This window comes from Crateriforma spongiae (assembly GCF_012290005.1).
Lineage (GTDB): Bacteria > Planctomycetota > Planctomycetia > Pirellulales > Pirellulaceae > Crateriforma > Crateriforma spongiae.
Window position 1 is genome coordinate 657,414 of sequence record NZ_JAAXMS010000001.1, and the last position, 17,213, is coordinate 674,626.

At 57.2% G+C, this 17,213-nt stretch carries 13 protein-coding genes; 7 read left to right on the forward strand and 6 right to left on the reverse strand.

The annotated features are described in order from the left end of the window. Positions 1-85 precede the first annotated feature (85 nt). Complete coding sequence (locus HFP54_RS02455) at positions 86-784, reverse strand: TraX family protein (RefSeq protein WP_168563925.1); 699 nt, start codon at positions 782-784, stop codon at positions 86-88. 116 nt (positions 785-900) lie between these two features. On the opposite strand from HFP54_RS02455, the gene HFP54_RS25910 reads away from it, so the two are divergent. From HFP54_RS25910 to HFP54_RS02470, 4 genes are all read left to right on the forward strand, one after another. Then, complete coding sequence (locus HFP54_RS25910; protein ID WP_261346655.1) at positions 901-1,026, forward strand: hypothetical protein; 126 nt, start codon at positions 901-903, stop codon at positions 1,024-1,026. 189 nt (positions 1,027-1,215) lie between these two features. Then, a complete protein-coding gene (locus HFP54_RS02460; RefSeq protein ID WP_168563926.1) occupies positions 1,216-2,649 on the forward strand; it encodes a DUF1598 domain-containing protein in 1,434 nt (477 codons plus the stop codon). A gap of 208 nt (positions 2,650-2,857) precedes the next feature. After that, the gene (locus HFP54_RS02465) at positions 2,858-3,622 is read left to right on the forward strand and encodes an arginyltransferase (protein ID WP_168563927.1); all 765 of its coding nucleotides are present in this window, start codon (positions 2,858-2,860) and stop codon (positions 3,620-3,622) included. 89 nt (positions 3,623-3,711) lie between these two features. Continuing rightward, positions 3,712-5,337: a DUF1598 domain-containing protein gene (locus tag HFP54_RS02470; protein ID WP_168563928.1), complete on the forward strand. Its 1,626-nt coding sequence runs from the start codon at positions 3,712-3,714 to the stop codon at positions 5,335-5,337. 19 nt (positions 5,338-5,356) lie between these two features. Here HFP54_RS02470 and HFP54_RS02475 read toward each other — a convergent pair whose 3' ends face one another. The 3 genes from HFP54_RS02475 to HFP54_RS02485 form a co-directional block, all read right to left on the reverse strand. Continuing rightward, the gene (locus HFP54_RS02475; RefSeq protein ID WP_168563929.1) at positions 5,357-6,292 is read right to left on the reverse strand and encodes an SRPBCC family protein; all 936 of its coding nucleotides are present in this window, start codon (positions 6,290-6,292) and stop codon (positions 5,357-5,359) included. A gap of 67 nt (positions 6,293-6,359) precedes the next feature. Then, positions 6,360-7,682 carry a Gfo/Idh/MocA family protein gene (locus HFP54_RS02480; protein WP_206035961.1) on the reverse strand — a complete coding sequence of 441 codons (1,323 nt, stop codon included), beginning with the start codon at positions 7,680-7,682 and terminating at the stop codon, positions 6,360-6,362. A gap of 113 nt (positions 7,683-7,795) precedes the next feature. Beyond that, the gene (locus tag HFP54_RS02485) at positions 7,796-9,112 is read right to left on the reverse strand and encodes an amidohydrolase family protein (RefSeq protein ID WP_235951195.1); all 1,317 of its coding nucleotides are present in this window, start codon (positions 9,110-9,112) and stop codon (positions 7,796-7,798) included. A 45-nt stretch (positions 9,113-9,157) separates the two neighbouring features. Between HFP54_RS02485 and HFP54_RS02490 the strand changes: the two genes are divergently transcribed. Genes HFP54_RS02490 through HFP54_RS02500 form a run of 3 tightly spaced genes read left to right on the forward strand, consistent with a single transcriptional unit; the run spans position 9,158 to position 14,602 of the window. Beyond that, positions 9,158-11,500: a serine/threonine-protein kinase gene (locus HFP54_RS02490; protein ID WP_235951196.1), complete on the forward strand. Its 2,343-nt coding sequence runs from the start codon at positions 9,158-9,160 to the stop codon at positions 11,498-11,500. A 16-nt stretch (positions 11,501-11,516) separates the two neighbouring features. Continuing rightward, positions 11,517-13,637, forward strand: a complete 2,121-nt coding sequence (locus tag HFP54_RS02495) for an arylsulfatase (protein ID WP_168563931.1) — start codon at positions 11,517-11,519, stop codon at positions 13,635-13,637. 5 nt (positions 13,638-13,642) lie between these two features. Further along, on the forward strand, positions 13,643-14,602 hold the full coding sequence (locus tag HFP54_RS02500; protein WP_231604567.1) for a putative 2-dehydropantoate 2-reductase: 960 nt from the start codon (positions 13,643-13,645) through the stop codon (positions 14,600-14,602). On the opposite strand, the gene HFP54_RS02505 is transcribed toward HFP54_RS02500, so the two are convergent. Continuing rightward, positions 14,603-15,448 carry a histidinol-phosphatase HisJ family protein gene (locus HFP54_RS02505; protein ID WP_168563932.1) on the reverse strand — a complete coding sequence of 282 codons (846 nt, stop codon included), beginning with the start codon at positions 15,446-15,448 and terminating at the stop codon, positions 14,603-14,605. A 370-nt stretch (positions 15,449-15,818) separates the two neighbouring features. Beyond that, positions 15,819-16,973, reverse strand: a complete 1,155-nt coding sequence (locus tag HFP54_RS02510; protein ID WP_168563933.1) for a hypothetical protein — start codon at positions 16,971-16,973, stop codon at positions 15,819-15,821. Between the last annotated feature and the right edge of the window lie 240 nt (positions 16,974-17,213).

Consider the following 17,213-nt stretch of genomic DNA (forward strand, 5'->3'; position numbering starts at 1 on the left):
GAAAGACCGTCAACGGGAATCGGACCGGTCGACGTACAGGGCGTGTGTGACCTCGCTGGTCGATTGAAGCAGGCCGATTGACGGACTAATTGCCGCCCAGTGCCCGGGCGATCGCGGCGATGATGTAGAAGTGGGCGACATAGATCGACAAAGGATGGCGACCCAACCAATCCAAACCGATCACGCGGAAGTCTGAGAATCGTCGACCAAGATCAACCAAGATCGTCGCCGGAAGGCTGAACCAGACCACAAAACGGTGCGTGTCGGTCGGCCGAATCCATTGTCCGCTAATCGTGATGCCCAGCAACGCCAAACCGCTGGCGATCGCCGGTCCGATCCCGAAACGACGCAGCATCGCACCCTGACCGACCAGTGCGAACACCAGCGTGGGCTGATAATCGAACCAGCGAGACACAGGATCCAGACGATAAAACAGAATCGACGCCAGCATCAGCGGTGCCGCCCGCCCCATTGCGGTGCCCACCACCGCCGCCAGCAACAGGCTGGCCAGAATCTCCAGTTGGTGATTCAGCGGCCAGTAGACCAGGTTCACCGCGACTGCCGCCGCCAGGATCTGTAGTAAACGAACGACGCGAAAACGCCGGTCGCTGGGCAAAAAGTATCCCAACAGCAGGCAAAACAGGGGCATGCTTAGCCGAGTGATCAGCCGAACGCTGGTCAATTCGATCCGGACATCAAACCAATAGGCGGCCGCGTGGTCGACAAGCATCAGGACGATCGCCAAACCGCGAAGCGTGTCCAAGGCTGCGTTTCGAGGGGGCAAGGTCGCCGCTTCGGATGGACGTCCACCGGGCACCTTGGACCGGGACGAGGCCGATGATTTTCGGCTCGATTTCGGTCTGACGCGGCGTTTTTTGGCTTTCTTCATCGTCCCCCATCATGCAAAACAATCGGCCACAACGCAGCACCGCGATCCGGCACACCACGTTTCCTCAACCCGATGATGCACTGGTGACAGCGGTCCTGACGGTTGTATCGACGGCGGCCGATTCGGCCGGCCGGTGATGCCGCCCACGAAAATTCTGGTCTCGATCGGTGTGCCCGGATGGGGGGCCGATTTCGACGGCTCGGCAAGCCGAAAAGTCCTGCGATTTGCTTGTTGATGCGATGGGGCCCGACTATTCTCAAAGGCTGGCGACCCGACCGCACCGCCGCTGCTTCGGCGTGCGATCTTCCTACCCACTCTTTTCCCCGATGGCAGTCTTTTCGATGCAAGCCAGTCGATCTCCATTCCGCTTCGCCCGTTTCGCCTGCTTGGCAGCGCTTGCCACGCTCCTGGCCGCCAGTCCCGCGTCCGTCTTGGCCGACGGTGGTGACGGCGGTGACGGTGGTGATGTGATCTTTGACTTCGTCCAGCCGATTGCCGGTGTGGACGTCGATGCGTCCGGTGTCTTGAAGGTCAAACGATTCGACGCGTCCCTGGCTCGCCAGCGTTTCGAAGCGGCCCGCCGCCAAGCCGAATCGCAGCTGATGAAGACCAGTCCGATGCGAAAGGTCTCGCTGAACCGCTTGGAAGCCGAAGTGGCACGACGAATCGCCGCCGGTGAAGAAATCGATGATCCGATCCGTGCGTTGGCCGGTCTGACCAGCATTCGATATGTCTTTTATTACCCCGAAACGCAAGACATCGTGGTCGCCGGGCCCGCTGAAGGCTTCTTTGCCGACGCCACCGACCGCCTGATCGGGATGCGATCGGGCAAGCCGGTTGTCTTGTTGGAAGACTTGGTGGTCGCACTGCGTGCTTTTGCACCGCACACCCCACCGACCAACGTGATCAGCGTGTCGATCGATCCGACCGCCGAAGGGCTGCAGCAATTGCAGCAATTCATGGCCCGTGTCGGACGCAACGTCCAACCCGCACAAACGAAGTGGTTGGCCGCCAACTTGCAAAAAAATCTGGGCCTGCAAACCGTGTCGATCCGCGGCATTCCGGCTGACACCCACTTTGCCCGCGTCTTGGTGGAAGCCGATTACCGAATGAAGTTGATCGGCATCGGACTGGAACGCTTGCCGGTTCCGGTCAAGAGCTATGTCGAACGAGCCAATCCGGCCGCGGTATCCAGCAACGCCATGGAGCGTTGGTACTTCCAGCCGAACTACGACGGTGTCGCCATCAGCGAAGACGGATTGGCGATGCGGATCGACGAACGTGGCGTTCAGTTGGTCGGTGCCAATGAACGTGTCGCCGGCGGCAAACGCAAGGCAACCGGCCGCGTGAATCGCGCCAGCCAAGCGTTTTGCCAAGACTTCACCGACAAATATCCTCAGATCGCCGGCAAGGTTCGCATTTATGCCGAACTGGAACAGTTGATCGATTTGGCAATCGCCGCGGCGTATATCCAAGAACAAGATTTCTACAGCCAGGCCGACTGGAACCTGGGCGTGCTGGCCGACGAGGATTCGTTGGCGGTACAAACCGAAACCGCTCCACAACAAGTTCAAACCGCGGTCAACGCGATTTGGCGCGGTAACCAGCTGATGACTCCGCTGGGCGGTGGCGTGCAAATGCAGCCTCGTTTGGCGTTACGCGATGATCATTTGGTCCGCGATTCGGCCGTGAAGCAACTGCAACAGAAAACGGCTGGCACGTTGGAAGGCCTGAAGGATGGCCAATGGTGGTGGGACTGATCCCACGCCGCTTGCATCGATGATTTCACGGTGACGGCCGCCCCTGTGACGGGTGCGGCCGTTTTTTTTCGGATCGGGATCCGCCGCCAGGCGATCCGGTGCCACACCGGAATTTTCATCACCCGCGGGCAGCGGACTTCGCTACAGTGAAAAGGCGGACGGTCGTCGGTGCGATCGTCACTGTCGACACGCCTCGGAGCGAATCGGGATGCGTCATCCGCCCAAACAGCCGACGGCTACCGGGACGCCGTACCGAATGGTCGTGGTGCAAGACATGCCTCAGACATGTCCCTATCTGCCCGATCAAATCGCCCGAATGCCGCTGCAGTTGCCGGTCGTTCCCATTGACCCCGGCTTTACCGATTGGACGTTGGACCGCGGGTATCGACGCAGCGGCGATTTCGTCTATCGGACCCGATGCGCCGAGTGCCAGGAGTGTCAGCCGACGCGAATTCGTGTCGACGACTTCCGTTGGACCCGGTCCTTCCGTCGTGTTTTCAAACGCGGGCAACGTGACTTGATCCAGCATTGGGATCGCCCCGTGGTGACCGAAGATCGGGTGAACTTGTTCAATCGCCACCGGACTGTCCGCGGGTTGGATCACACGGACGAAGCCGTCGACAGTCACGCCTATCACGCTTTTTTGATCTCGTCCTTCGGCCAGGTCGATGAGTGGAGCGTCTGGGACGGAGATCGGCTGATCGGCATTTCCATCGTCGACGTCGGGCAAGACTGTCTGTCGGCGGTTTACACGATGTTCGATCCGGACTATTCACGCTACAGCTTGGGGACCTACGCAATTCTGCAGCAGATCGTGCGTGCCCAGCGGGAAAAGTTGTCGTTCGTCTATTTAGGCATGTACGTCAAAGACAATCCGCATCTGAATTACAAGGCAAGGTTTGGTCCCCAGGAACGCTTGCGGGACGGAGCTTGGTCGACCTTCGATCGCGAAACCCTGACCGACCAGCCTTAGATTCTTTCGCCGCTGTCGGGGCGTCGATCGCATCCCAAACGATGCCGAATCTCTTCTCTCCTTTTCTTGTTTGAGGTCACGTCGAAACCATGCGAACGAACATGCTGCTTGGGCCAAGCCGGCTGGGACCATTTTTGGCCATTTGTGTTGCGATACCGTTGGGCGTTGCGACGGGCCAGGATCTGGGAGGAGCGTTGGGCTTGGAATCATCCGCAGCACCATCAGTGGTGCCAGCCGGCGATGCAACATCAGCGACCATCGGTTCGGACAACCCGGCGGGCGGCGGATCGATGGCCGATTTTTCTCAGCTGATGATGCTGATCCAAACGACGATTGAACCGGAAACCTGGGAGGCACTGGGCGGTACTAGCACGATGTTTCCGTACGCGGCGGGCATCTATGTCGACCCGGAGGGAATCGTTCGCGACGTCGACCAGATACCACGCGAAGACATGGCCACCGAAATCGATGCGTTGATCGCAGCGTCGGCAGGTGGCGATGGTGTGAAGCTGAAAAACCAGAGCCCACAGGGGGCGTGGCGTGGTGCCACCAAACTCCGGTGCATTTCGTTGAAACAGATGCTGGATCAGTATGCGGAAAAGCGATCGTCCATGCAGTCGCCCGACAATGACCTGCTGCACTGCGCAGGGCTGTCACAAATTCGTTTTGTCCGCTTCACCGAAAACGACGTGATTCTTGCCGGTCCGGTGGGCGGGATTCAGCGCGTCGATGGTCATTGGCGGGATCGATCCTCGGCGGCCGCTCCGGTCCGTCTGGACGCCCTGGCCGCTTGTTTTGCGGCGACATCGGATGACGGCGTGTTCGGTTGTTCGATCGATCCGACCACCACGGGGTTACAACGGGCCGCCGTCGTCGCTCAGCAGATCCAACACGGCGATGTTCCTAAAGGCTTGGCCGCCAACACGCTGGCATCGGCCGTGGGACGCCAGGAAGTTTCCATTTTCGGGATCAATCGCGATAGCTCTCTCGCGTGGCTGTTGGTCGAAGCCGATCGACACATGAAGCAATTGGCGTTGGGCAAGCACGCGATGCCTGACGGCGCGACGAATTACTTGGACCAAATCGAATCACACATTGATCAGGGCGTTCCGACCGATTTGATGTTGCGGTTGTGGTTCACGTCCAACCCGCTCGCGGCACGGCAGAGCATTGACGGCAGCGTGGTCGAATTGGCCGGACGACCAATTCGTTTAAGCGGCCAGAATGAATTGGCCGTCGCCAGCGGACGACGTGGGATCGTCGCCAAGGATCCACGTACCGACGCATTCGTCGCTGATTTCAATCGCCACTGGAATAACGTCCGTGACATGTATCCGGTGTATGCGTCGCTGGAAAGCGTTTTTCAATCGGCGGCCATCGTTCGTCTCGTGCGCGGCAACGCGGCGAAAGCAAGTCCCACCTCCAATGCCTCGCGATTGATCGCCGATGCAATGGCTGCGATCGCCAGTAGCGACCAGCACGGCTTTGCGCCGCCAAGCCAAGTGGAAACACTGGCCGTGTCGCACACATTCAGGCATGGTCGGCAGCGTCACAACGTGATCGTCGCCAGTGGCGGCGTGACGGTGCGTAGCGATCAAAGCCTACGCGATGACATTGCCCGATACCCGGCGTTGGATTCGCTGGCAGGTCGATTAACCAGGAACGTTGATGCGGAACCATCGCGTTGGTGGTGGGACGTGCCGCCGCGGCCATGACCGATCGTTTCAAGCACGCTTAGCCTTTGATCGCCATGTAGACATCGGTGATCAGATCGGCCGGATCGGTGTCTTTCGGCGAATTAGGATAAAACTCCAAACCGGGTTCTTTTGCCATCTTCAATTTCTTGTACTGGCAATACTGTGCCGCACCGGACCACGCGTTGCCCAGATGTTGATAGCAACCGGTGTGTCGAACTTTCAAGTAACGACCGGCGTCGACGGTCAATTCGTCCAGTCCGTCGACGGTGACATCGTTGTCCGTCGTTTGGATGCCGCAAGTAAAATCAAAGTATCGCGTTTTCAAATCGCAGGTCGGGTGATAAACGCTGATCATGTTCCCGGGAACATTTGCGTCTGAGGCGGCGATCTGTTGATGGACTTTCTCAAAGACCTTTTCCATCACCGGACCGATGTCGTCCATGCTGCAAGATTCACGAATTCCCAAGACGCGAAGTCGATCCAGTGATTGAACGCCCTCGACGTCCAGTTTTGATCTGACGGTGCCGGTTTCCACAAACTCGGCCAGCATGAGCAGACCCCGTTCGTAGTCCATGCCGACGAACATTTCCATGCTGGACTTCATCCAGAACAGAAACCACGGCAGTTTGCCGATCATGTGCCAAGTGACTTCGGTTTCATCGCCGACCGACCGAATGTCGAATCGCACTTCGGATTGAGATTTGAACGGCTTGATGAAATGAAGATCGATTTCGATTTTGCGTGGACGATCCAGCCAGCGATGCTTCATGCCGCCCTGCCCGACCAGGTCACCCTGCCAATCATAGGTGGACCCGACGCTGGATGGATCGGTCGAAATGGTCACGGTCGGATCGGGGTCGATCTTCAGCCATGGCGACCATGTGGTCCATGTGCGAAAGTCGGCAATCGCGTCGAACACTTGTTCGGCGGATGCGGCGATTCGATGCGTACGTTGAATATGGAAAGCTGGCATGGTCGGATCGGCGAAGGCATGTGGAAAAGAGTTTGGCGGTCAGGCAATACAGCATTCAAAATCGGGCTTACGTCACCGGCAACTCATAACCGCTGCGTCGCGGACGCGTCAGCAATGAATTGGCTTCATCGTCGTTGACGAAGGTTTCGCGTTTCGGATCCCAGTTCAGCTCGCGACCCAATTCGCGTGTGACATTCACCAGATGGCAAAACGTGATGCTGCGGTGTCCGATTTCGACATCCGCGTTGGGGCGTTGTCGTGTGCGGATGCACTGCAGCCAATTGGCCAGGTGCGGGCCGGCGATCCAGCCCGGTTTTTCCCACTTGGCTTGCAACGCCGGATCGGGGGCGTTCTTGATCAAGTCAGCTGGATTGGTCGCAAAACGATTTCGGTTGATTTCAACCTTGCCCGCCTCGCAATGAAAAATGGCACCGCCCTGCGGCCCCTGGTCCAATTCGAATCGCACTTCCAATCCGTCGTCATAGCGTGCCGTGACCTTTCCGTTGGGTCCGCCGGTGACCGGAACAAACCGTGTTGGTCCGGTCAGGCTTTTCCCCAGAGCCCACTGAATCTGGTCGACCCCGTGGGCGCCCCAGTTGGTCATTTCACCGCCGCTGTAGGCACGCCATTGCATCCAGCCGAACTGTAACGACGAATGAAACGGTCGCAGCGGTGTGGGGCCACACCAACGATCCCAGTCGTCGCCTTGCGGGACCGGTTCGGCGGGCAGGGGGTGGTAGCGTTTCGGCCCGGTGTAGTTCACTGCTTGGACGAAACGGACGCGACCCAAGTTGCCTTCGCGAATTTGGCGGCATAGATGGTCATTGATCTCCATCGTGCGTTGTTGCGTGCCGACTTGAAACACCGTGTTGTTCTGGCGTGCGGCACGAACAATCTCGCGACCTTCACTGACATAGGCGGTCAGTGGCTTTTCTGCATAAACGTCCAGCCCCGCCTGGCAGGCATCGATGCACGGCAGCGATCGGCCGTGGTCGGGCGTTGCGACGATCACCGCGTCAAGCGATTCACTGTCCAGCATTTGGCGGTGATTCGAATAGGTCGGCCACTTTGCGTCAAACTTGGCCAGGGTTTCATCGGCACGCTTTTGATAACAATCGCAAATTGCCACGATCCGGGCCGCCTTGGGCAGCTGGTCCATCAGTTGACGTGCACGGTTTCCTGTTCCAATCACACCGATACGGATGACGTCCGAGGGTGCGTTGGATTCCAAGGGGGATGTGGCGGTGGCCGCGGCGTGATAACCCAGCCCCACGGTTGCCGCCGCAGCGGATCGCAATGCGTCACGCCGGGTCGGCTTGTGATTCGATTCCAAAGAGCCACCACCGGAGTTGATGTGATTGTGCTTCGGCACTGGTGGGTTCGACATCATGGAACGATGGCTCCGCGCTAAAGGACTTTGAATCAGTCATTTGCCGAGTGACGAACCAACGTTTTGAACGTCCGAGTTCACGTCGGTCGGCGGTGATGTCGATCCTCACTTCATCATGGGACCGACCGCGGCAAACGTTCGGCGACACCTGGGATGAATTTCGCCGCGTTCAGATGATAAATCTTTTTTAGCACGTCCGGGGGTAGCCCAACCCCGTGAATGTTCCACATGCCTTGCGGAGGCGGGATCTTTTCGCTGTAGGCAAACGATTCATCCTTGGTTTCCAAGAAACGCCAATAGGCATTCAAGCGTGCTTCGGGCTGTGGTCCATCGGTGCCGAACATGATGCGGTCGGCATAGCGAATCATAAATCGACGCGCCGTGTACGGCTGTCTTCCCAGTTCGCCGATGCGTGAAGCAAATTCGACAACCAAGTTGGGCATTTGGTCCAGCCATGCTGCAACTTCGTTCAGGTCTTCTGGGTTGTTTGCAACGTGAGCGCCGATGAACGTCGTTTCGGGATGCCGCCGGATGACACGATTGCGGGCTTCCAGCAATTCGCTTCGGCTGGGAAATTCATCTCCGTAGAAACTCCAGTCGGGATGCCGGCTCAGTTCTTCCCAGCGTTCGTTGGTGGCATCGACCGGATCAAAAAAAGCCGCCGGATCAGCGGTGTGCATGATCACGGGGATGCCTAGTTCGCCACAAGCCTTCCAGATCGGATCGAATCGACGGTCGTCGATCTTGATCAGGCTGCCGTCGGGATAGCGATAACGCAGCCCAAAATTTTTGAAGATTTTCAGTCCGCTGGCGCCTTCGTCGACGGCGTGTCGGATCCGGGCAGCCGCACGCTGGGCAAAGCCAGGCTGATTGCAGGCCCATGTGGATGGCTGATCTTCCACACCATCGCCACGCCAATCCAAGTGAGCAAAGATGACAAAACGATCGCGATGATGTTTCCAAAGGAAATCGCGATGACGGACAAACGTCCCGTCCAGTCGACCATCCAAAGAAACGCACACCGCGATCCCGTTTCGGTCCATGACGGCGACAAAGTCGTTCAGTGCTTGTCGGTTTTCACGCAGCTTGAACATGAAATGTGTGTGAACATCGACAACCGGGAAGGACGCTTTGGGAATCTCGGTCCGGTGAACCTTCAATTTCGATTGCGGACGGAAATTCCGCAGCAACAAATCGCGTCCCTCGGAGCCATCCAGCGGAGCGGTCGAGTCAGCAGGTGGGCGAATCGGCGATTGGATCGTTTCGGCGGTTGATGCGTCGACGTCGGCCGCGGGCTTGGACTGTGTCTGGGACGTTGTCGTCAATGTCGGTGGCGTCGCATCGGACCACGAGATTTCCGCCTGTGCGACGATAAAGACACAACATGCCAGGATGGCGAACCGGCACATTTGTTCTCCCGTCTGGATCATGGTGTAAACTGCGTTTTTAAAGACATCGGCACCAAGGAAGCAGGCTTGACTGACGATCATACGCTCGACCAGACGCCCCTGGCTCGCTCGGCCAGCAAACGGCTGTCCATGCAGGCGACGACGCCTCCGGCCGAGGTGCCGGGGTATCGGTTGATCAAGTTTTTGGGATCGGGAGCGTTCGGCCAAGTCTGGGTCGGTCGTGACTTGAACACCGGTCGCGGTGTGGCGGTGAAGTTTTATCTGCACCGCGGGGGTGTCAATTGGTCGTTGCTAAGTCGTGAAGTCAAAAACTTAGTCCAACTGTCGGCCAACCGGCATGTGGTTCAGGTCTTGGAAGTCGGCTGGGATGCGGACCCACCTTACTACGTGATGGAATTGATCACCGGTGGCTCACTGGAGGAGATGTTGAAGTCGCGGGGGCGATTGCCGGTCGAAGAGGCGGTGGAGATCTTTCGCAAAATTTGCGTCGGTTTGAACCATTGCCACAGCAAGGGGGTGCTGCACTGCGACGTCAAGCCGGCCAATATCTTGATGGGCGACGACCAAGAACCTCGGCTGGCGGATTTTGGTCAAAGTCGCATGTCGCATGATCAAACGCCAGCTTTGGGAACGCTGTTTTACATGGCACCCGAGCAAGCCGACTTGGACGCAAACCCGGATGCCAGTTGGGACGTTTACGCCGCCGGCGCGATCCTGTTTCAGATGCTGGTGGGCAAGCCGCCTTATCGCGATGAATCGCTGATCTCGCGAATCGATACCGCCGGATCCCTGCCCAAGCGTTTGCGACAATACCAGCAAGCGATTGCTTCCCAACCGCCCGTCATGGAACGGCTGGCCCGCAGCGGTATCGATCGTCCGCTGCAACGCATCCTGGCAAAATCGCTGGCGAACGATCCGGAAGATCGCTACCGAAACGTTCAACAGATCTTGGCCGATTTGCAGGAACGCGAAAACAATCGCGCCCGCCGCCCTTTGTTGCTGCTGGGAATCGTCGGGCCGCTGTTGCTGCTGGCGGCGACATCGATCTTTGCCGCTCGAAGCATCAACCGGGCCAGCGAAAGTACGACCGAAGCATTGCGGACCGAAGCCTTTGGCAGCAACCAATTGGCCGCTCGGTTCGCCGCCAAAACACTGCAGTCGGAAATCGAACGTTATTTCGCATTGGCGATCGAAGAGGCCAAGCGGCCGGAGTTCCAACAAACGCTGCGAGAATTTCTGACGGATCCCGAAATCAAACGACAGCGTGAACGCATCGCAACAGCCGATGGCAATGACGCGGGAAACATGCGTGTCGATGCCAGAGAACAAATCTATGACGCGCCCAAACGCGTCGCCTTGGACGAATACCTATATCAACGGCTCGGCAATCACGTGGGGGAAGATGCACGTCGACCTTTGGCGACGATGTTCGTTACCGATCGCTTTGGGACGATCGTCGCCATTGCGTACGACAATCCGGTGACCAAGGATCGCAATAGCGCAGGCCGCAACTTTTCGTACCGGAACTATTTTCACGGAGGCCGTGACGATCTGCAAAAGCCCGCATCGAATGAACAGGTCGCACAGGTCCCGCCTCTGACGGAAACCCGGTTTTCCGCCGCCTTTCAAAGCACGGCATCTGGATTGTGGAAGGTGGCAATCAGCACACCGGTTTATTTGGCAAAGGATTCCGATACGCCCGATGCGGTGTTCGTGACCACGATCAATTTGGGTGAGTTCCCGTTGCTGCAACGTCAGCAGAATCCACTGGATGCCAAGCAGGCTGATTCCGGTCAATTGGCGGCCGACAACCAAGTGGCCGTTTTGGTCGAGGCCCGTCAGGGTGATCAACGCGGTACCATCTTGGAGCACCCTTTCTTGCGTGACCGGCGGGCGGCGGGTGATGCCACGATCGATAAACAGTTCAAGATCTCACCCAGTCTGATGGATCGGCTGATCGAAGGTGGCGATGTCGATTACCGTGATCCGGTTGCCAGCGATCCCGAGGGCCAAGCTTATCGGGGTGAATGGATCGCCGCCATGCAACCGATTGAATTGCCCAATCTGGATGTCGAATCGGTCGCTACGCCGAACGCGACGTCTGGCGAAGATAATGCCGGAAGCAATTCGAACGCCGAAAGCAAATCTGGTACGCAGGCGAACAGGTCAATGCCCGATACCGATCTTTTGGTGTTGGTCCAATATCGGCTTTCCAAGGTGTTCGCACCGGTTGGTCAAATGCGACGATCGCTATTCATCGAAGGGGCAGCCGCCATGCTGTCGGTCCTTTTGGTCACGATGGTGATGTGGTATTTCGTGTGGCGTGCGAACAACAAGACTCAAGAAGAGCTTTCCGATTCGGTCATGGAACACTCTGGATTGACCGAAACCATTCCCGTTCAAAACTGACGAATCGAATCGACGGATGAATCACAGAAAAGTCATTGCCGTTTTTTGCGTTGCGTTTTCATTCTTTTCGGTATTCGCGGTCCAAGCGAACGCCGACGCAAACGATCCCAAAACCAAGCAACCGAACATCATTTTCATCTTGTGTGATGATCTTGGTTGGGGCGATCTAAGCGTTTACGACGACAATCGTTCACGTGGCGGCAAAGATTTTCAAACACCCTCGCTGGATCAGATGGCCCAGGACGGTGCACAACTGCGGAATCATTATTGTCCCGCACCGGTTTGTGCCCCCAGTCGCGCGTCGCTGTTGTTGGGAAAGCACCAGGGATCGTCGGACATCCGTGACAACCAATTCGATAAACAGTTACCGCCACAGCACTCCGTCGCGTCGGTCCTGAAATCGGCCGGTTATCGCACTGCGATCATCGGAAAATATGGCCTGCAAGGCGATCAGAGGTACGCGCTGGCAAAGAATGGAACCAAGCCCGCCCAATGGCCGGGGTATCCGACCAATCGTGGCTTTGATGAATTTTTGGGCTATGTCCGTCATGTCGACGGCCACCTTCACTATCCGGCCCATGCTTGGGAGTTGGGAAATTCGGACAGTCACAAGGAACCGAAAGAAGTCTGGCACAACGATCGTGAGATCAGCGGTGATTTGACCAACTGTTACACGACGGATCTTTTCACCGCTTACGCCAAGCATTGGATTTCCGAACAAGTCCGCCAGGATTCGGTTGATCCGTTTTTCCTGTACTTGGCCTATGACACGCCCCACGCCGCACTTCAAATTCCCAGTTGTCAGTATCCCGAATCAAAGGGCCTAAATGGCGGTGTGCAATGGACAGGCAAACCTGGCGCGATGATCAATACCGCGAAGGGACCGATCGACAGTTACCGTTATCCTCAAGTGACCAATCAAGGTTGGTCCGATGTGGAAGAACGATTCGCGTCGATGGTGTTGCGTATCGATGATGCTGTCGGTGACTTGCTTCAAACCTTGAAAGACTTAGGAATCGACCAAAACACGTTGGTGGTGCTTAGCAGCGACAATGGTCCGCACCATGAATCGTATTTGGCCGATGCATCGTACCAGCCCACGTCGTTCCGCTCTTATGGTCCATTCGACGGCACCAAACGTGACGTGTGGGAAGGTGGCGTGCGTGTTCCCACGGTGGCCTATTGGCCGGGCAAGATTCCGTCCGGCCACGTCGATCAACAACCCAGCCAGTTCCACGACTGGATGGCTACGTTTGCCGATGCCGCCAATTGCCCCGTACCCGCGGGATGCGATGGCGTTTCCCTGTTGCCGGGATTGATCCGATCGGGAACACGGCAAAACAGCACGGTCTATGTCGAGTATTCACAGAATGGACGCACGCCCGATTATCAAGATTTTCAGCAGCGGAAACGCAAGCAGAAACGCGGGCAGATGCAGATCGTTTTTGTCGATGGCTATAAGGGCGTCCGATTGGACATCGACAACCATGATGACGATTTCCAAATCTATGACTTGGAGAATGATCCAAAGGAGCTGAACGACTTGGCGGGATCGTCGGATGCGATTTCTCAAATTCAGCAGAAAATGAAAGACCGCGTTTTGCGTTTGCGGACGATGAACGAAAGTGCCAAGCGGCCTTACGATACCGCTTTGGTCCCGTCGATGAACGTTGCCGATCCAAAGCCGGGTGCGATCATGGAGTATCAGATCGGAGAGTTTCCGTATGTGCCCAAAGATTTGGCCGCTGGGCATGGACGTGTCTTTTTGACGTCCTATCACCGTGATCGCAAAGAACTCGATGCCGTCAATTCCACCGCCGCCGTTTGGTTCCGCGGTTATCTGCGGGTGCCTGATGACGGAAGCTATCGTTTTCGTGTTGTCGGGCTGGATCGTGTTGCCGCCCGTTTGCACGAAATGCTGTTGCTGGAACATGATCCGCCGGCGGGCGCAGGTGATTCGGCCGCAAAAGAACCGGTTGTCGAAAGCCCCACGGTACACCTTGCGTCGGGGATGCATCCGATTGCCATCGGGACGGTGGTGCACCCGAGCGATTCCCAATGGAAACTTCAGTGGTCGTTTCAGAACGGCGACTGGATAGACGTGCCCGACGATTCGTTTGTGATCGAATCGGAATGAAGTCGATGCAACGTTACGCAATCATCGGCAGTGGTGCGCTGGGCGGACTGTACGGCGCCCGTTTAGCGGCGGCGGGGCACGAAGTTCATTTTCTGTTTCGTTCCGATTTTCAGCATGTCCGGCAATACGGATTGAAAGTCGAAAGCGTCTGGGGCGATCTGCACCTGCACGACGTGAACGCGTATCAGTTTGCGGATGACATGCCGCCTTGTGATGTGACCATTGTCGGTTTGAAGACGACGCAAAACCATCACTTGCCGAAACTGTTGGCCGGGCCAACCGCCGGCGGCGGGGCTGTCTTGGTGCTTCAAAATGGTCTGGACGTGGAAGCGGATTCAGCTGAAGTCGTCGGCACGCAGCGTACGCTGGGGGGATGTTGTTTTCTGTGCAGCAATAAGGTGGGCCCCGGGCACATCAAACACATCGATTACGGGCGGATCGTGTTTGGTGAATACAGCCCAAAAGCCGGCGTGTCGGATCGGGCAGCACGAATCGCATCCGAATTGAATGCCGCGGGTGTGGAAGCGATCGCGACCGACGATCTTCTGCTCACGCGTTGGCGAAAGCTGATGTGGAACATCACGTTCAACGGATTGTCGGTGGTCTGTGACGCCAGCACCGACCAGCTGATGGACGGCCGGTGGGGAGAACAGCTTTCGTTGTCGTTGGTCCGCGAAGTGCACGCTGCCGCCGCGGCCTGTGGGGTTTCCATCGCGGATGATGCGATCGAAACGACGATCGAGCACACTCGCAAGATGGTGCCCTATGACAGCAGCATGCGGCTGGACTTTTTGAATGGTCGTCCGATGGAAGTGGAAGCCATCTTTGGAAATCCGTTGCGGGCGGCACAGGCTGCCGGGTTCGACGCCCCACGCATTGAAATGCTGTACCGTCAACTGAAAGTGCTGGATCAGCTAAGACAGGGCTCTCAGGCTGCTTCTGGTTCAAGCCGCACCGCGACTTGACTAGGACGCTTGGCGTACATCGGCGGGGCTGGCCAAACTGTGTAACGCGTCGTCGATCTTTACGTCGTGGCGACGTCGTTGCAAAAAGAAGCTGACCTGTTGAAAACCGCATTCGGACAACAGATTCAATGCTTCGACGAATCGATCCCCCACGCGTTCGGGCACGTGTGCATCGGCACCCAGGGTGATGGGAATGTTGCGTTTGGCGATTTCCCGCAACATTTCGGGATACGGGTTCATCTGCTGGATCGTTTTCAAGGCCCCGGACGTGTTCAGTTCCATCGCAACGCCCGTCTTGGCGATTCGATCAAGCGAAGGCGCGATGATATCCATCATGTTCGGCTCGTCCCAAACCTTGACGGTAAAGTTCTTGATCAGGTCAGGGTGACTGATGGAATCGAACAGTCCGGTTTCTGCGGCATCGGCGAGCAACCGAAAGTAGGTTTTCTGGACTTCGCGTAGATCTTCCTGCCAGTAGCGGTCGCGAAACTCATCCAATTGGGGATGCACACTGCCCAGCACGAATTGGAAGTCGGCGCCGGCCAACTGTTCTTCCACGTAGGATTCGTATCCTTGGAAATAGTCCGCTTCCAGACCCAAGCGGACGTCCACGCGATCTTGCCATTCTTCGCGTGTCTGGGCGACCATCGCGATGTACTGGTCCAGTTCATTTTCCGCCATGCGAACGCGAGCGGAAAATCCGTCGGGCATGGGGTTATGACAAGTGACGATCAGCCCCTTGAGGTTCTTTTCCAGTGCCTGAGCGGCATACTCGGTCGGTTCGCCACTGGCATGTTTGCACAAAGGCGTATGGCAATGGGATTCGTATAGGATCGGTGCAGGCATCGTTTTCGAAAATCGCGATGGAGGCGGAGCGATTGCTTCGTGAAAGGAATCCCGGCGATGATCGTCGTGATTGGTCAGTGCCGTTGCTGGATCACACGCATCCGTTCGCCATTGATCGTGCGGTGGCACTGATGATCGATACGTAGATTCGTGCCCTAGAGGTCGGGCATGCAACGTCGGGCACGAAGTGGTCATTGCGCCGGGGAAACGACAGGAGCCTAGAAGGCTTGGCCGATACTGACCACCCCGATGCCGGAGGGCAGGTAACCGCTTTGCAGGAAATTCATCGCGACCAACAAACGGGCCGTATGGCGTGCGCATTGCGATCGCCGTGCGGCAGAATCATCGCCGCAATGCTGCGCCGCTGGGATTAGCGATCCGCTTCGCTGCGAACAAGAATCTGCACCGTTTTGACATCGGACGTTGCCGCTGCCCCGGTATTGGGCACCAGACGTCCGAGAGCCAGAAACGGTGAACCATCTTGATTCTCGGGCAAATCACCACGCACGTTGACCATTTCTCCGCCCGGCAATCGGACGTAGGCGGGGCCGACGGAATTCAAAAGTCCGGCGACGATCACACCGTCGTTCATCAGTGGTTCGGTGGCGCGACGCTTGGAATCCAGCGAAATCCACTGGGCCGTTTTAGAACTCAGGTCTTCCAAGCGATCGGATCGGCGGACTCGGTCCAAGACGGCTTGCTGCTGCGCGGTAGTGACATCATCGTCCACGGCCATCCCCGCGACCTGTGAGTAAACGGTGACGACCCGGCGCCAATAGTCACGACTGTTGGAGCGAGTTTCTTGTTCCAATTCGTCAATCGCCGCAAATGTTTCCTGCAACTTGGCGGCTCCGGCGTCCTGGGCCACGATGTCTTCGGATGCCGGTTCGGCCGGCGCGAGTGTGCTGGTCGTTTTGCCTCGATCGGATTGTTCGCGATAGGTCAACATGCTGGCCGATTCGATGTCATCCATGTGCGACGCCGGATCGGTCACGTCACGCTGGTCGTCGTTTTCATCCGATTCGGTTTCATCGGGAAGTGGAAACGCGCGAATGGCGGATCGTGATTCCGCAAAAGGCCAGAATCCCAATTTCACCGGTGATCCAACCGCGTACAAGATTGCCAGAGCCATGGGAATCGCCAGGATCAATCCGTAAAACATCTGGGCAATGGGATGCAGGAAGATGCTCTTGTTGCGATTGGATGCTCGTTCGTTCCGGCTTTCCGGATCGAAATCGAACGACGGCATTGATGCCCCGTCGCTTTCGGGCGATCCTACAGTTGCATCGGGTTCGACAGAAAACTCGTGTTGGCCGAACACGAACGGTGCGTCAACGCCAGGGGCTTGTTCGCCGACCGGTGGTTCCGATCCGCCGATGACTTCCACTTCGTCATCAGGTTCGGGGAGATCCAGGATCAATTCCGGGGGAAGAAGTTCCTGGATCTCGGCCAGAAAAAACGAGCCGCGGCACCACGGGCAGGTGGCTTTTGTGTCACCCGGAACGTCCGCTGCGGGTAATCGCACGGATTCGTTACATCGTGGGCAGGAAGCTTGCATCATGGGTGGTTCAGCGACGCGTGTGTGTTCGGATTCAAATCCGATCCTTCGATCATTGGCCCCGGGAAAGGTAACTGCTAGTTCGTGTCATCGTCGGGGGCGATCGGTCGCCAAGTCGTGGTTAATCGAAGGCGTCGGCTTTCCCTTTTTCGAATATGCAGTTTGTTCCGATGGTTTGGATCGTCGCGAATGCGTCACGCGAATCAA

Coding starts and splice junctions, on each gene's coding strand:
- HFP54_RS25910 (WP_261346655.1), top strand. CDS start 901: ATGCAAAACAATCGGCCACAACGCAGCACCGCGATCCGGCACACCACG.
- HFP54_RS02460 (WP_168563926.1), top strand. CDS start 1,216: ATGGCAGTCTTTTCGATGCAAGCCAGTCGATCTCCATTCCGCTTCGCC.
- HFP54_RS02465 (WP_168563927.1), top strand. CDS start 2,858: ATGCGTCATCCGCCCAAACAGCCGACGGCTACCGGGACGCCGTACCGA.
- HFP54_RS02470 (WP_168563928.1), top strand. CDS start 3,712: ATGCGAACGAACATGCTGCTTGGGCCAAGCCGGCTGGGACCATTTTTG.
- HFP54_RS02475 (WP_168563929.1), bottom strand. CDS start 6,292: ATGCCAGCTTTCCATATTCAACGTACGCATCGAATCGCCGCATCCGCC.
- HFP54_RS02480 (WP_206035961.1), bottom strand. CDS start 7,682: ATGATGTCGAACCCACCAGTGCCGAAGCACAATCACATCAACTCCGGT.
- HFP54_RS02485 (WP_235951195.1), bottom strand. CDS start 9,112: ATGATCCAGACGGGAGAACAAATGTGCCGGTTCGCCATCCTGGCATGT.
- HFP54_RS02495 (WP_168563931.1), top strand. CDS start 11,517: ATGAATCACAGAAAAGTCATTGCCGTTTTTTGCGTTGCGTTTTCATTC.
- HFP54_RS02500 (WP_231604567.1), top strand. CDS start 13,643: ATGCAACGTTACGCAATCATCGGCAGTGGTGCGCTGGGCGGACTGTAC.
- HFP54_RS02505 (WP_168563932.1), bottom strand. CDS start 15,448: ATGCCTGCACCGATCCTATACGAATCCCATTGCCATACGCCTTTGTGC.